The following is a 14,712-nucleotide window of genomic DNA, read 5'->3' as shown; positions in this document are numbered from 1 at the left end:
GCGCGGGCGCTGCTGGGCGATCTCGGTGGGAAAACGACTGCGCGGAAAGCGATCCCGTCGATGGACGTGCGGCCGGTAGTTTCATGCACCGCAGAAACCGGCTCCGGACCAGTAGTTCCATCTGGTCAGGAGCCGGTTTCGTCGTCCGTGCGTCAGGGTGTTGCCTGACTCAGGCCCGGGCGGGGTCGACAGGAATGAAGTCGACCTTCTCTCGGACTCCGCAGTCGGGACAGCACCAGTCGTCGGGTACGTCGTTCCAGGCCGTGCCCGCGGCGAAGCCCTCCAGCTCGTTGCCGGCGGAGACCTCGTAGAGATAGCCACAGCCGGGGCACTTGGCGGCGAGGACCTCGACCGCGGAGATGCTCGCCACGGTGACGTCGTCGGTCGTTGCGCGAGCGTGCTCGCCGGCGCCCCATCTGGCCAGAATGCGCTCGCGCTTCCGCGGGGAGATGTTCGCCAGTGTCAGGTCACCGTCGAAGTGCGCGGCGACCCGCTTGTCCATGATGTGCCAGAACAGCGGAGGGATGAGCGCCACGACGATCATGCCGGTGTAGCCGGTCGGGAGCACCGGCGACTCGGGGAAGTCCCGCAGGGTCTGGTAGCGCCGGGTCGGGTTGGCGTGATGATCGCTGTGCCGCTGCAGGTGGTAGAGCAAGACGTTGGTGGCGATGTTGTTGCTGTTCCAGCTGTGCGAGGGGTTGACCCGCTCGTAGCGCTGCCGACCGCTGGTACCGACCTTCTGTCGCAGCATCCCGTAGTGCTCCATGTAGTTGACCGCCTCCAGGAGCGAGAACCCGACGACTGCCTGGAGCAGCAGGTAAGGGAGGACGACGGGTCCGAGCCACAGGGTCAGGGCGCCCCACAGCGCCACCGACATGAGCCAGGCGTTGAGGACGTCGTTGCCCAGGCGGAACGGGTGCTGCTTCTTGCGGGCGAAGCGCTTCTTCTCCAGGTGCCACGACGAAGTCAGCGAGCCGGCGACGGTGCGGGGCCAGAAGCCGTAGAAGGTTTCACCCATCCGGGCGGAGGCGGGGTCGTCCGGGGTGGCGACGCGGACGTGGTGTCCGCGGTTGTGCTCGATGTAGAAGTGGCCGTAGAACGTCTGTGCCAGCGCGATCTTCGAGAGCCACCGCTCGGCGTCCTCACGCTTGTGGCCGAGCTCGTGGGCGGTGTTGATGGCAACGCCTCCGACGATGCCGACCGAGACGGCGATCGCGACCCGGTCGACCGTGGGCAGGTCATGCGATGCCAGGTACCACAGCGCACCGACGAAGCCGGCGTACTGCACCGGAAGATAGAGGAAGGTCACCCAGCGGTAGTACTTGTCGTTCTCCAGCGCCTCGATGACGTCCTCGGGCGGGTTGGTGTCGTCGTAGCCGGAGAGCAGATCCAGGAGCGGGATGACGACGAAGAACATCACCGGCGTGAGCCAGAGCCACAGGCTCGATCCGGTTGCGTCCATCAGCAGGACGCCGATGATCGGGAACAAGGGCACGGCGATGCCGAGCACCCACAGGTAGCGCTTCTTGTCCTTCCACTCCGCGTGCGTACGGGTGGACGCCGCTGATGCAGCCATGAGGGCCTCCTCGGATAGTCACGAGCTGGGCTGGTACAGCCCGATACGACGAGACTCGCCGCTGCGGACCGTGTCTGGCTCGTGGCGTGGTTCAAGATCCCGGCCGGCTTTTGTGTACGAGGCCAAGCCGGGCGCGCCGAGCACGGCTCAGTCCTGGCCCTCCGTGGCGTGGAACAGTGCGCGGTGCTGGATCGCCAGGCGGAGCTCGTCCCCGCTCTTGGCCACCGGCCGGGCCAGCAGCTCCTCGGCACGACCGAGCCGGTACCGGACGGTGTTGCGGTGCACGCAGAGTTCCTCGGCTGCGTCCTCCACGTTCCCGCTGTGAGACAGGAAGGCGAGCACGGTCTCGCGGATCCGTGCCGTCGGCTCGTCGGGTGACCCCAGCGGTCCCAGCACACGGTCGACGAACCGGTCGACCTCGGCGCTGCAGCCGAGCAGGGCGAGGAGCTCGACCCGGTCGTAGCGCATGACCGGTGCCGGCCTGCCCCCGCTCGCAGAGATCCGCAGGGTGCGCCGCGCATCGTCGTGGCTGCTGACGAACCCCTCTTGACCAGGTGCGGGTGCCCCGGCGTACATGACGGCTCTGATGGCCTCCAGGGCCGGGCGGAGGTCGTCGAGACTGCCCAGGTCCGGCTGGTCACGTGTGCCGATCCAGGCCCACAGCCGCCGGCCGCCAGGATGCACCACCAGTGGATTGCTCCCACCGAGTCTGTTGGCGACTTCGCGGACGATCCGGTCGAGCTCGTCGATCGCGTACGCATCGGCGGTCTCCAGGATCAGGGCGGTGTGCCGCACCGACATCGGATAGCCGCCCAGGGCTGCCGAGGTGCGGCGGGCGTCGGTGGACTCCCCGGCCAGGACGGCCTTCACGACCTCATACCGCTGTGCCGCCACGCCTTTGGTGTGGCGAGAGTTCTCGGCGTGGAAGATCTCGGTGGAGTCTGTGATCGCTGCATCGATCCATGAGCTCGCGCGTCCCCAGAGGAAGATGAGCAGCGCAGCATGGTCGATCTGGTCGGTCGGCAGCGCGTTGACGACGCCGGTGACGTAGCGCCATGACTCCTGCTGAGCGGCTCGGTAGATCTTGATCAGAAGCTCGAGCGGTAGCTGGCGATCTGCGACCTCACGAGCCATCCGACTGCCCGCCCTCGGTAGGTGGGCCTGGAAATCGGGTTGGACGAAGGCTGCCAGAAACGCAAGCCAGTGTTCCTTGACGGCGTCGTTCAAGAACGCGACGAAGTCCGGCTCCGAGGCAAGCTCGGGCAGCTCGCGCCGGATCGCGCCGCTCGTCCGGGTGACCCAGCCGTCGATCATCTCCGGGCGTAGCTCGTCGGCGACGAACGACGGGAGCCAAGCGGCGACCTCGGTGGGAAGAGCATCGGTGGTCAACTGAGGTCCCTCCCGAACGGGTTCGGCGTGCTGGCTCGCCAGGCTAGCCCACTTTGTGACCGTGGCCACGTCGTGTTCACGCCACGTCGTGCTCACGTCGGTGCCGCGGGTGCGGACCGAGCTCCGGCCCGGATGTCAGGTCGTTTGTCGTGCCGTACAACCGGGGCGACGACATTTGGGTGCACGTCACAAGATGCCGCCGCAACTCCGTTGATGAACTACGCGAGCCCGATCGTGTGACGGGCAACACGTTCCGAACAACTGACAGGAGTGCTCGGTGGATGCATCGTGCCCCGAACAGGCCTATGACGTCGTCGTGGTCGGCTCTGGCTTCGGCGGCTCGGTCGCCGCTCTGCGGCTGGTCGAGAAGGGCTACCGGGTGCTGGTGCTCGAGGCCGGTCGTCGGTTCCGAGACGAGGACTTCGCGGCAACCTCCTGGGACGCCCGGAAGTTCCTGTTCGCGCCTCGACTCGGCTGCTTCGGAATCCAGCGCATCCGTCTCCTCCGCGACGTGGTTGTACTCGCCGGCGCAGGGGTGGGCGGCGGTTCGCTGGTGTACGCGAACACGCTCTACGAGCCCCGCTCGGACGCCTTCTACCGTGACGCCCAGTGGTCCCACATCACCGACTGGCGCGAGGAGCTGGCTCCGTACTACGACCAGGCCAAGCGGATGCTCGGGGTCCGGCCGAACCCGACGACCACCCGCCCCGACGAGATCATGGGCGAGGTCGCCGCCGAGCTCGGCGTGGCCGACAGCTACGGTCCCGCGCCGGTCGGGGTCTTCTTCGGCCGCGACGACGCCTTGGAGCCCGGCGTGACGGTCGCAGACCCGTACTTCGGCGGGGTCGGTCCCGACCGCACCGGATGCCTGGAGTGCGGCGAGTGCATGACCGGATGCCGGCACAACGCCAAGAACACGCTCTTGAAGAACTACCTCCACCTCGCCGAGCGCGGCGGCGCCGAGGTGCGGGAGCTCACCACCGTCGACAGCATCACGCCCGCCGACGGTGGCTACCGCATCGCCACCCACCAGACGGGCCGGTCACGCCGGCGCACCGCGCAGACGATCGCAGCCGAACAGGTGATCATCGCCGCCGGCACCTGGGGTACGCAGGAGCTGCTGCACACCATGAAGCAGCAGGGCCTTCTGCCCGGCCTCTCCGACCGGCTGGGGAAGCTGACCCGGACCAACTCCGAGGCCCTGTGCACCGCGAGCACGCGACCGGGGCGCCGGACCGACGGCGACCTCAACCACGGCGTCGCCATCACCAGCTCGATCCACCCCGATGACCACACCCACATCGAGCCGGTGCGCTACGGCGCCGGGTCCGGCTTCATGGGGCTGCTCACCACGGTGATGACTGACGGCGGCGGCCGGGTGCCGAGGGCGGTCAAGTGGGTCGGCCAGATCCTGCGTCATCCGGTCCAGTTCGTCGGCCACTACCTGGGGATCCGCAGCTGGGCGGAGCGTACGGTCATCGCCCTCGTCATGCAGACCAGCGACAACTCGATCACCGTCTTCGGCAAGAAGCGGCGCCTCGGCCGCGGGTCGCTGCGGCTCTCCTCGAAGCAGGGCCACGGCGAGCCGAACCCGACCTGGATCCCGGTCGCCAACCAGGCGATCCGCAGCATCAGTGAGAAGATCGACGGCCGGCCGTTCTCGAGCGTCGGCGAGATCTTCAACGTCCCGATGACGGCCCACTTCCTCGGCGGCTGCGTGATCGGGGACAGCGCCGAGAGCGGCGTCGTCGACCCCTACCACCGCGTCCACGGCCATCCCGGGCTGCACATCACCGACGGCTCGACGATCTCCGCCAACCTCGGAGTGAACCCGAGCCTGACCATCACGGCGCAGGCCGAGCGAGCCATGTCGATGTGGCCCAACAAGGGCGGGACCGACCCACGGCCGTCCCTCGGTGCGGCCTATCGGCGAACGGCGCCGGTCAGCCCGAACCACCCGATGGTGCCGGTCGAGGCACCCGCCGCTCTGCGACTGCCGGTGATCGCGATCAACGGCCGGGCGGCTTCATGACCGCCGCCCCGACCAACCGGGTCGAACCATCCGGTGTCCGAGGCATGACGCCCGAGCGTCAGAGGATCGCCGCCGAGGCGCTCCAGTCCCACGCGATCTTCAAGGCCCTGGCCTCCTTCGGCGACTTCTACGATTTCGTCGTCCAGGTCTTCCGGAAGGGGTTCACCCGGAGGTTCCAGTTCCGTGAGTTCATCTCCCAGGCATGGTTCATCACCACGGTCTCGTTCTGGCCGGCGCTCTTGGTCGCGATCCCGTTCTGCGTGGTCATCATCTTTCAGGTCAACCAGCTCCTGATCGAGATCGGCGCGGTCGACCTGGCAGGCGCCGGCGCTGCCGTCGCCGTCGTCCGCGAGATCGGCCCGATCGTCAGCGTTCTCGTCGTCGCCGGGGCCGGAGCCACCGCGATCTGCGCGGATCTGGGCTCACGCAAGATCCGCGAGGAGATCGACGCGATGACCACCCTCGGGATCGATCCGGTCCAGCGCCTCGTCGTCCCTCGCGTGGTCGCGTCGACCCTCGTGGGCATCGCGCTCAACGGCCTGGTGACCGTCGTCGGCCTGGTCGGCGGCTACTTCTTCTCCGTGGTGCTGCAGGGCGCCACCCCAGGGCTCTACCTCAACGACCTCACCCTTCTCGTGGGGCTCTCGGACTTCATCGCCGCTGAAGCCAAGGCAGCTGTCTTCGGACTGCTGGCCGGCCTGACCGCCTGTTACCTGGGGCTCAACGCCAAGGGCGGGCCCAAAGGCGTCGGGGAAGCAGTGAACCAGACCGTCGTGTTCGCGTTCATGCTCCTGTTCGCCGCCAACAGCGTGATCAGCACCCTGTTCCTCCAGCTCAAGTCGGGAGCCTGAGATGGCCGTCAACACATCAGCTCTCCGCGAGCTCGGCGAGCAGCTCGCCTTCCACGGCCGCGCCTACGCCCACTTCCCACATGCCTTCCGCCGCTACCGCAAGGAAGTCGTCCGGCTCCTGGCCGAGGTCGCGATGGGAACCGGCGCACTGGCACTGATCGGCGGGACCGTTCTCGTGATCGGCTTCCTCACCGCGGCGTCGGGCATCGAGGTCGGGCTGCAGGCGTACACGTCCTTCGACAACATCGGTGTCTCCGCGCTGTCGGGGTTCTTCTCGGCGTACTTCAACACTCGCGAGGTGGCTCCGATCATCGCGGGGATCGCACTCACCGCGACCGTCGGCGCGGGGTTCACCGCCCAGATCGGCGCCATGCGGGTCTCGGAGGAGATCGACGCGCTCGAGGTGATGGCAGTGCCGCCGGTGCCCTATCTGGTGACCACTCGGATCATGGCCGGGCTCATCGCCGTCATCCCGCTGTACGCCATCGCGGTGATGATGTGCTGGCTGGCGACCCGGCTGGTGGTGACCGTCGGCTACGACGAGGCGCCGGGCACCTACCAGCACTACTTCGACACCTTCCTGATCCCCGGCGACCTGTTCCTGTCCATGCTGAAGGTCGCGATCATGGCGCTGGTCGTGGTCTCGGTGTGCTGCTACCACGGGTTCAAGGCGTCGGGCGGACCCGCCGGCGTCGGCCGGGCCGTCGGCCGGGCCGTGCGCTCGGCACTCGTCGCCATCATGTTCGTCGACCTGATCTTCGGCATCGCCATCTGGGGCGGTCCGTCGGTCCACATCGCGGGGTGAGGGGCATGGTTGATCGTCACGTCACCTACGGGCTCACCTTCATCGCGCTGATCCTCGCGCTCGTCGCCGGCACCGTCGCCACCTACCAGGGCGCCTTCCGCTCCACCGTTCCGCTCACCGTCTCCTCCGACCGGGCAGGGCTGACCCTGACCTCGGGCGCAGCGGTCAAGCTCCGCGGCGTCGCGATCGGCAGAGTCGGCTCCGTCCACAACGACGGCGGCGACGGGGTCTCGATCCAGCTCGACATCGACCGGGGCGAGTTCGACCAGATCTCCAGCGACGCGACCGCCGAGATCGTCCCGCCGACGGCGTTCGGCGCGAAGTACATCCAGCTCAACCCCGGTGACCCGGGCGCCGCGCGGATCCGAGCCGGATCGACGATCGATGCCGACCGGGTCACGGTCGAGGTCGACGAGGCGTTCGAGAACCTCACCCAGGTGCTCGACACCGCCAAGCCCGCCGAGGTCGCGGCCGCTCTCACCGCCGTCTCGCAGGCGGTGGACCAGCGCGGCGAGGACATCGGGCTCCTGATCACCCAGACCAACGGCTACCTCACCTCGTTCAACCCGTATCTGAACACGCTCACCAGCGACATCAGGTCGGGCGCGAGCGTCGCGCAGACGTACGACACGGCGCGGCCCGACCTGGTGGCCCTGGCCGACAACGCCGCGGTGACCAGCCGGACCCTGACCACGCAGCAGCGGTCGCTGCACGCCTTCGAGCTGAGCCTGTACTCCTTCGACAACAGCGCGAGCAGGTTGCTGGACAGCTCGGGAAAGCGGCTGACCACCACGTTGAAGCTCACCGAGCCGGTCACCGACGTCGTGGCGAGGTACTCCCCGGAGCTACCCTGCACGATCCTCGGTCTCGCCTCGGCCAACAAGCTCGCCGAGGCCGCCGTCGGAGGCACACATCCGGGGGTCACCACGATCACCCGCATCGTCCCGGGGCGTGATCCCTACACGTACGAGCGCAACCTGCCGAAGGTCGGCGACACCAGGGGTCCTGAGTGCTACGGGCTTCCGTACGTCACCGAGGAGGAGGCGCAGGCCGCGGTGCCGACGTTCGTGACCGGAGCCAACCCCTATGCGGGCAAGCAACCCACGGTCCAGGAGAACACGCTCACCACGCTGCTCGGTCTGCTGGCCGGTGGCGCCAACGCTGCAGGAGGCAAGCAGTGACCAGCAACAGCAAGCTTCGGCGCCGGGAGCGTTCCGACCTGATCAAGTTCGGCATCTTCCTGGTCGTCGCGGCGCTGTTCACCTACTGGGTCGGGGTGGTGACGGCCGCGCACCGTCCGGGCGACCGGATCACGTATGACGCCGTCTTCGCCAACGTGTCGGGTCTCGAGAAGGGCGACTCGGTCCGCATCGCCGGCGTGGACGTCGGAAAGGTCACGGCGCTGGCGGTCCAGCGCGACGCGACCGTGCGTGTCTCCTTCGACGTCCCGCGGGGCCAGAAGCTCAATGCCTCGACCGAGGCCACGGTGCAGTATCGGAACCTCATCGGCGACCGGATCGTCCAGCTCAGCCGACCTGACCCGGACGCGAGACCGATCGCGGCCGGCGACACCATCCCGTTGTCCCGGACCAGGCCAGCTCTCGACCTCGACCTGCTGCTCAACGGGTTCAAGCCGCTCTTCGCGGGTCTCGCCCCGGCGCAGATCAACGCCTTCTCGGGCGACCTGGTCAAGATCCTCCAGGGGCAGAGCTCCGCGATCTCCACCCTGGTGGAGCGGGCGGCCTCGCTGACCACGACGCTCGGCAACCGCCAGGAGCTGATCGGGGAGGTGATCCGGAACCTCAACACCGTCGTCGGCACGCTCGACGACAAGCGCGAGACCATCCAGGCGCTCATCGACCAGTTCAGCAAGCTCCTCGACGGTCTCGAGCAGCAGGACACCCAGATCCTCGACGCAGCGGCGCAGACCGACCGGTTCGCGCGCCAAGCCGCGTCACTGGTCGAGGCGGGCAGGGGAGACCTCACGGCCGACCTGACCCAGCTCACCAGGGCGGCGAACGGCATCAACCAGGAGCAGGCCACCCTGCAGCAGGTGCTGCAGAAGCTGCCGAAACACTACACGGCGATCCAGAACGCCACCTCGTACGGCAACTACCTCAACTTCTTCCTGTGCGGGGTCCGGGTCCAGGCCGACGCCACCGTGACGACTCCATGGATCATGTCCGACGCGCAGAGGTGCAAGTGATGAGCTTCCGTACGCCCGCCCAGAACGCCGCCCGGGGCCTGATCGGCACCATGGCGATCGCGCTGGTGGTCACCGCCAGCCTCAACTACAACAAGCTCCCGCTCGTGGGCAACGGAGACGCCATCCACGCCGCCTTCGCCGAGGCCGGCGGCCTCAAGGGCGGCGACGCCGTCATGGTCTCCGGGGCCCGGGTCGGCAAGGTTCGCGACGTACGTCTCGACGGCGACGAGGTCGTCGCCGACCTGGTCCTCACCGAGGGCAGCGTCGAGCTCGGCACCAAGACCGAGGCACGCATCATCACCGTCACCCTCCTCGGCCGCGCCGCCGTCGAGCTCGTCCCCTCAGGCGGAGGACGGCTGGATGCCGGCGACACGATCCCGACCTCGCGGACATCGTCGCCCTACAACCTCACCGCCACCCTGAACGAGCTGACGACGACCACGGCGGACATCGACAAGACCCAGCTCGCCGGCGCGCTCGACCAGGCCAGCTCGGCGCTGAGCGGAACCCATGACGACGTCGGACCCGCTCTGCGAGGTGTCACCGAACTCACCGCAGCCGTCGAACAGAACGACGACCAGCTCCGCGCTCTGCTCGCCCGTGCGTCGCGGGTCTCGGGCGTGCTCGCGAGCCGCAACGAGCAGATCGAGACCCTGCTCGTCTCCGGACAGTCGCTGCTCGAGCAGCTCAACGCCCGACAGGCCGTCGTGGTGAGCCTGCTCGCCAGCGTGCAGGACCTCTCCGTGCAGCTGCGGGGTCTCGTCGACGACAACCGGGCCACGCTCGGCCCGGCACTCGACCAGCTCGACAAGGTGGTCACCCTGCTCAACCGGAACAAGGCCGCGCTGCAGGACGCCATCACCGGGCTGCGCGGCTACGTCACCGGGATCGGGGAGGCCATCTCCACCGGACCGTGGTTCGACGCGTACATCCAGAACCTCACCTCGCCGGGCTCGCTGGCGCCGATCGTCTCAGGGGTCGTGAAGTGACCATCTCCTCCAGCCTCCTGCTGCGCCGCGTCCTGATCGGGCTCGCGCTGCTGCTCGTCGCCACGGGCGCCTACTACGCCGTCAAGGACACCCGCTCGACGGTGGTGACCGCGGTCTTCAGCAACGCCGACGGGCTCTACGAGGGCGACGACGTCAAGGTCCTCGGGGTCGCCGTCGGCCGGGTCACCGAGGTCGACCCGCAAGACGATGGCGTCCATGTCGGGATCGAGGTCGAGGGTGGGCAGCGGATCCCGGCGGGCGCCCACGCCGCCATCGTCTCCCCGAGTCTGGTCAGCGGGCGGTTCGTCCAGCTCTCACCGGCCTACACCGAGGGTCCGGCGATGTCCGACGGCGCCCAGATCGCGTTGGACCGCACCGCCGTGCCGGTCTCGTTCGACGAGGTCAAGAAGCAGCTCACCGACCTCTCCACGGCGCTGGCTCCCGCCGGCTCCGGCAAGCAGCCGCTCCGAACCGCGATCGAGACCCTGGACGCCAACCTCCGTAACGGCAACGCCGAGCAGCTGCGCGAGGCGGTCGAGGGGCTCCGCAGCGCCACCGCGACCCTTTCCGACGGCCGCGCCGACATGTTCACGACCGTTTCGAACCTGAACAGCTTCACCAAGAACCTGGCGGTCAACGATGCCGCCGTGGCGGGGTTCACCGAGCAGCTCAGCGAGGTCTCCGCCGTGCTCGCGACCAACCGGCGCGAGCTCACCAAGGCGATCGAGGAGCTCTCCGCGGCGCTGGCGGCGACGGGGGAGCTCACCCACGACAACCGGGCCAGGATCAAGAGCTCCGTACGCGACCTGAACCTGCTCAGCGCGGCCCTCGCGGACCGGTCCAACCAGCTCGCGGCTGTCCTGCAGATGGCTCCGACGGCGCTGATCGATCTCTTCAACGTGATCGACAAGCAGGCGATCACCGGCCGGGCCTCGCTCACCGGGCTCAACGACGCCGCCCAGCTCGTCTGCGGCGCCGTGCTCGGTGCCGGCGGTACGGCGCAGCAGTGCCGCGATGCGCTGGCGCCGCTCGTCGACCTGATCAAGACCGCCCAGCAGAGTGGCTCGACCGCGGCGCGGCCGGGCGCAGCCGAGCCGGGCGCACCCGAGCCGGTCGACCCGAGTCGGCCGTCGACACCGATCCCCGAGGTCGGCGAGGGCCTCGACGGCGTACAACCCCTCCTGCCCGGCCTGCTCGGCACCGACCTCGGAGGCGACCGATGAAGACACGCATCTTGGCGACCATGGTCGCGCTCATGGTTGGCCTGACCGGCTGCAGCAGCCTCCAGCCGAACGACCACACGCTCCCGGGCCAGCCCGGCGTCGGCGGGGACGGCTACACCGTCACCGTCACCTTCGACGAGGTCGCGAACCTGGTGCCGAACTCCGCCGTGCAGATGGACAACGTCGTCATCGGCACCGTCGCCGGCATCAGCGTCGTGGACTGGCAGGCAAAGGTCCGGCTCCGGCTGGTGAAGTCGGCTCGAGTCCCGGCCGACGCGACCTTCGCGATCGGGCAGAAGACCCTGCTCGGCGCCCAGTACGTCGATGTCAGCGCGCCGGAGACGTCATCAGCAGCGAGGAGCATCGGCAGCATCGCGGCAGCGGCGGAACGGACCGAGATGCTGCGGGACGGTGCCAGGATCCCGGTCACCCAGACGGGCACCTATCCGGCCACCGAGCAGGTCCTCGGCGCGGTGGCGCTGCTGCTGAACAACGGTGGGCTGTCACAGATCGAGACCATCACCTCCGAGCTGGCGACCGCGTTGGACGACCGGGTCCCCGACACCCGCGGTCTGGTGCGGCGCACCAACGAGCTGCTCGCGGTGCTCGACGACAACAAGGGCGAGATCGTGCAGGCGCTCGAGGCGCTCGACCGGCTCTCCGCCGGCCTCGCTCGGGACCGGACGGTCCTGGCGAACGCGATCGACGAGATCGCTCCGGGGCTGCGTACGCTCGAGGAGGAGCGACAGAGCCTCGTCCGCGTCGTCACCCGGACCGGCGAGACCGGAGCCCAGGCGACGAAGGTCATCCGGGCCAGCCGTGCGGCTCTCCTCGCGAACCTCGACGCCCTGCGGCCCATCCTGACCAGCCTCGGCAAGGTCGGCGACTCCATCCCCGACGCGCTCAAGCTCGGTCTGACCATCCCGTTCCCGGCGATGACCACGACCAATGCCCTCAGCGGTGACTACACCAACCTCTTCGCGACGCTCGACCTTCGCGGCTCGAGCCTCACCGACACCTGGCTCACCGGCGGCCCGACCGGCCTGCCTCCCGCAGGCGCCACCGCGTCGACGCCCGCCCCGAGCACGTCCGACGACAGCGGTTGCCTGCTCGTGAACCTGGGAGGTTGCTGATGCTGCTGACGAGACTGGTGAAGCGGCAGCTGGGCGTCTTCGCGTGCCTGACGGCTCTCGCGCTCGGGCTGATGGTCTTCACCTATGCGAGGGTTCCGGCGATGCTGGGCATCGGGGTCTACCAGGTCACCGCCGAGTTCGAAGACGCGAGCGGGCTCTACGAGAGCGCCCTGGTGACCTATCGGGGCGTCAAGGTCGGGCAGGTGACCGACCTCGTGGTGACCCCGCGGGCCGCCATCGCCACTCTTCGCCTCGACGACGGCACCCGGATCCCCGGCAACGTCGACGCCGAGCTCCACAGCACCTCGGCGGTGGGCGAGCAGTACGTCTCCCTGGTCTCCGGGTCCGCCACCACGGCGACCTTGAGCGGCGGGGATGTGCTGCCACCGTCACGCACCGTCGCCATGCCCCAGATCGCGCCCGTCCTCGACGCCGTCAACCGCCTGCTCGAGTCCGTGCCGCAGCAGCAGACTCGCAACGTGCTCGATCAGGTCGACACCGGTCTCGGGTCGAGCAGCGAGGACGTCGGCCGGCTGATCGAGGACTCCAGCACGCTCATGGACACGGCCCAGCAGGAGGTCACCTCGACGACCGAGCTGATCCGCGCGCTCGAGCCGGTGCTCGCCACCCAGGACGAGATGGCGCCGCGGACCGTGTCCTCGATGTCGTCGCTGCGTGCGCTCACCAAGGAGCTCGCGGCGAACGACGCCGACCTGCGCTCGCTGCTCCGTGACGGGCGTACGGGTCTGGACAGCACCACCGCGACCGTCGACGACCTCCAGACCACGCTGCCGATGCTCCTGGACAACCTGATGGTCAACGGCGAGGTGCTCAACACCTATCTTCCGCAGCTTCAGCAGACCCTGGTCGTGTACCCCGCCACGATCGGACGACTTCAACAGACGGTCAATCCGCGGGCCAAGGAGGGCGACGTGCAGCTGGACCTACGCGCAGGCGTCAACAATCCACCATCGTGCACTGCGGGCTACCTGTCCACCGACGATCGCCGCAGCCCGTCCGAGGAGAACGTACGCAAGGCCGACCCGCTCGCCCACTGCGAGACCGCGCCCAGCGACCCGTCCTCGGTGCGGGGCGCTCGCAACCAGCCGTGTCCGAATTCCAGCGCGCGGGGCCATCTGCCCTCCTCGTGCGGGCTGGAGTTCGGCAAGGGGCGCTGGCCCGAGGGCGCTGATCCGAACGCGGCCTCGACCGCGCCGAAGGCTTCGCCAGGCGCGCCGTCGTCGAAGGGGACCACGGACGCGTCTGCTGAGGACAGCTCCTGGAAGCAGCTGTTCCTCGAGCCGGTCGGGCTGTGGTGACGATGTCCAGACTCTCCACAAGGACCTTCGTACTCCTGCTGGTGCTGGGCGTCGGGCTGCTCGTGTTCGCCGGGCAGCGCGCCTGGTCTTGGCACGAGGACATCACCGCCGAGCACCAGCGGGCCGAGGCCGTCTCGGCGGCCACCACCGAGGTCACCCGACTGATATCGGTCAGCGCAGAGGACTCGGAGACTGCCTTCGAGGCCCTTCTCGGCGGCGCGACCGCCTCCTTCCGCAGCGATCTGAAGCAGCAGGCGAACGCGCTGCAGAAGGCACTGAAGGCCAACAAGGTCGACGCCGATGGTGAGGTCGTCGCGGCCGGTGTGGCGCGCTCGACCGACGAACAGGCGACGGTCTACGTCGCAGCGACCGGCACCGTGTCGAACTCGGGCACGAAGGCACCGCAGCAACGTGACTACCGGGTCAAGGTCGAGATGCGGAACGTCGAGGGCCGCTGGCTCGTATCCGGACTGGAGTTCATCCCGTGACCATCGAGAGGACCGAGATGGCGACTGCCCCCTCCGAAGAGACCAAGCATGCCGACCAGGCTCCACCGAGCACATCCGGTCGGATGCGGCTCGACCTGGAGCGGGGACTGCTGCTGCGCTGGGCGATCGTGGTGCTCGTGGTCGTCGGACTGGCCGCGGCGATCACCTTCGCCGTGCTCGCCGACCACGCCTCGGACCGTGCCCGTGACCGCACCGACGCGCTCGCCGCGGCCAAGAGCCGGGTGCCCGTGCTCCTGAGCTACGACCGCCGCACGCTCGAGGCCGACCTCGCCCGGTCCAAGGACCAGACCACCGGACGGTTCCGCACCGACTACACCAAGCTGCTCGACGGTCCCGTCGCCAAGGCGGCGACCCAGCGACAGATCTCCACGAAGGCGACCATCTCCGGGGCAGGCGTCGTCGAGGCCACCGGGTCGCAGGTCACGGTCCTGATCTTCCTCACGCAGACCACGGCGGCGCCAGGGGCCGAGCCCAGCGTCAGCGCATCGCGCGTCGAGGTGAGGATGCAGCAGGTCGGCAACGGCTGGAAGGTGGCCGGGCTCACGCCCCGCTGATCGGACGAGAACCTCGAGTGGAGGCATTGGCATGGGTGTAGACGTAAAGATCGAAGGGCTGACCAAGAGTTTTGGTAAGCAGCTCATCTGGAGAGATGTCACGCTGACGCTGCCTGCGGGTGAGAT

General features: G+C 68.6%; 13 protein-coding genes. 11 read left to right on the top strand and 2 right to left on the bottom strand.

The window, feature by feature from the left end:
- Positions 1-169 precede the first annotated feature (169 nt).
- Together ABZ796_RS11070 and ABZ796_RS11065 are read right to left on the bottom strand one after the other, a co-directional pair.
- Positions 170-1,576, bottom strand: coding sequence for a fatty acid desaturase (locus ABZ796_RS11070; protein WP_357336894.1), 1,407 nt, complete (start codon positions 1,574-1,576; stop codon positions 170-172).
- A gap of 147 nt (positions 1,577-1,723) precedes the next feature.
- Positions 1,724-2,965 carry a helix-turn-helix domain-containing protein gene (locus ABZ796_RS11065; RefSeq protein WP_357336893.1) on the bottom strand — a complete coding sequence of 414 codons (1,242 nt, stop codon included), beginning with the start codon at positions 2,963-2,965 and terminating at the stop codon, positions 1,724-1,726.
- 277 nt (positions 2,966-3,242) lie between these two features.
- Here ABZ796_RS11065 and ABZ796_RS11060 point away from each other — a divergent pair, with 277 nt between their 5' ends.
- Genes ABZ796_RS11060 through ABZ796_RS11010 form a run of 11 tightly spaced genes read left to right on the top strand, consistent with a single transcriptional unit; the run spans position 3,243 to position 14,586 of the window.
- Positions 3,243-4,997 carry a GMC family oxidoreductase gene (locus tag ABZ796_RS11060; RefSeq protein WP_357336891.1) on the top strand — a complete coding sequence of 585 codons (1,755 nt, stop codon included), beginning with the start codon at positions 3,243-3,245 and terminating at the stop codon, positions 4,995-4,997.
- Positions 4,994-5,848, top strand: a complete 855-nt coding sequence (locus tag ABZ796_RS11055; RefSeq protein WP_357336889.1) for an ABC transporter permease — start codon at positions 4,994-4,996, stop codon at positions 5,846-5,848. The genes ABZ796_RS11060 and ABZ796_RS11055 overlap by 4 nt, the downstream gene beginning before the upstream one ends.
- Position 5,849: 1 nt before the next feature.
- Positions 5,850-6,653, top strand: coding sequence for an ABC transporter permease (locus ABZ796_RS11050; RefSeq protein ID WP_045546835.1), 804 nt, complete (start codon positions 5,850-5,852; stop codon positions 6,651-6,653).
- A 5-nt stretch (positions 6,654-6,658) separates the two neighbouring features.
- Positions 6,659-7,834, top strand: coding sequence for an MCE family protein (locus ABZ796_RS11045; protein ID WP_357336887.1), 1,176 nt, complete (start codon positions 6,659-6,661; stop codon positions 7,832-7,834).
- Positions 7,831-8,859 carry an MCE family protein gene (locus ABZ796_RS11040; protein ID WP_357336886.1) on the top strand — a complete coding sequence of 343 codons (1,029 nt, stop codon included), beginning with the start codon at positions 7,831-7,833 and terminating at the stop codon, positions 8,857-8,859. The genes ABZ796_RS11045 and ABZ796_RS11040 overlap by 4 nt, the downstream gene beginning before the upstream one ends.
- Entirely contained in the window at positions 8,859-9,848 is a 990-nt protein-coding gene (locus ABZ796_RS11035) for an MCE family protein (RefSeq protein ID WP_357336884.1), read from the top strand. Before ABZ796_RS11040 ends, ABZ796_RS11035 begins: the two co-directional genes overlap by 1 nt.
- Positions 9,845-11,071, top strand: a complete 1,227-nt coding sequence (locus tag ABZ796_RS11030; protein WP_357336883.1) for an MCE family protein — start codon at positions 9,845-9,847, stop codon at positions 11,069-11,071. The genes ABZ796_RS11035 and ABZ796_RS11030 overlap by 4 nt, the downstream gene beginning before the upstream one ends.
- Positions 11,068-12,204 (top strand): MCE family protein, encoded by a 1,137-nt coding sequence (locus tag ABZ796_RS11025; protein WP_357336882.1) that lies wholly within the window; start codon positions 11,068-11,070, stop codon positions 12,202-12,204. Before ABZ796_RS11030 ends, ABZ796_RS11025 begins: the two co-directional genes overlap by 4 nt.
- Positions 12,204-13,523: an MlaD family protein gene (locus tag ABZ796_RS11020; protein ID WP_357336881.1), complete on the top strand. Its 1,320-nt coding sequence runs from the start codon at positions 12,204-12,206 to the stop codon at positions 13,521-13,523. The genes ABZ796_RS11025 and ABZ796_RS11020 overlap by 1 nt, the downstream gene beginning before the upstream one ends.
- 2 nt (positions 13,524-13,525) lie before the next feature.
- Entirely contained in the window at positions 13,526-14,011 is a 486-nt protein-coding gene (locus tag ABZ796_RS11015; protein ID WP_357336880.1) for a hypothetical protein, read from the top strand.
- Complete coding sequence (locus ABZ796_RS11010) at positions 14,008-14,586, top strand: hypothetical protein (protein WP_357336879.1); 579 nt, start codon at positions 14,008-14,010, stop codon at positions 14,584-14,586. Before ABZ796_RS11015 ends, ABZ796_RS11010 begins: the two co-directional genes overlap by 4 nt.
- Positions 14,587-14,712 lie beyond the last annotated feature (126 nt).

It is taken from the genome of Nocardioides sp. NPDC047086, from assembly GCF_040643685.1.
Lineage (GTDB): Bacteria > Actinomycetota > Actinomycetes > Propionibacteriales > Nocardioidaceae > Nocardioides.
Note: the sequence above shows the minus strand (reverse complement) of the source record. Positions and strands in the feature narration are given on the sequence as shown.

Excerpts from the sequence above, each read along its gene's own strand:
- ABZ796_RS11070 (WP_357336894.1), bottom strand. The coding sequence starts at position 1,576 with ATGGCTGCATCAGCGGCGTCCACCCGTACGCACGCGGAGTGGAAGGAC.
- ABZ796_RS11055 (WP_357336889.1), top strand. The coding sequence starts at position 4,994 with ATGACCGCCGCCCCGACCAACCGGGTCGAACCATCCGGTGTCCGAGGC.
- ABZ796_RS11050 (WP_045546835.1), top strand. The coding sequence starts at position 5,850 with ATGGCCGTCAACACATCAGCTCTCCGCGAGCTCGGCGAGCAGCTCGCC.
- ABZ796_RS11045 (WP_357336887.1), top strand. The coding sequence starts at position 6,659 with ATGGTTGATCGTCACGTCACCTACGGGCTCACCTTCATCGCGCTGATC.
- ABZ796_RS11035 (WP_357336884.1), top strand. The coding sequence starts at position 8,859 with ATGAGCTTCCGTACGCCCGCCCAGAACGCCGCCCGGGGCCTGATCGGC.
- ABZ796_RS11025 (WP_357336882.1), top strand. The coding sequence starts at position 11,068 with ATGAAGACACGCATCTTGGCGACCATGGTCGCGCTCATGGTTGGCCTG.
- ABZ796_RS11020 (WP_357336881.1), top strand. The coding sequence starts at position 12,204 with ATGCTGCTGACGAGACTGGTGAAGCGGCAGCTGGGCGTCTTCGCGTGC.
- ABZ796_RS11015 (WP_357336880.1), top strand. The coding sequence starts at position 13,526 with ATGTCCAGACTCTCCACAAGGACCTTCGTACTCCTGCTGGTGCTGGGC.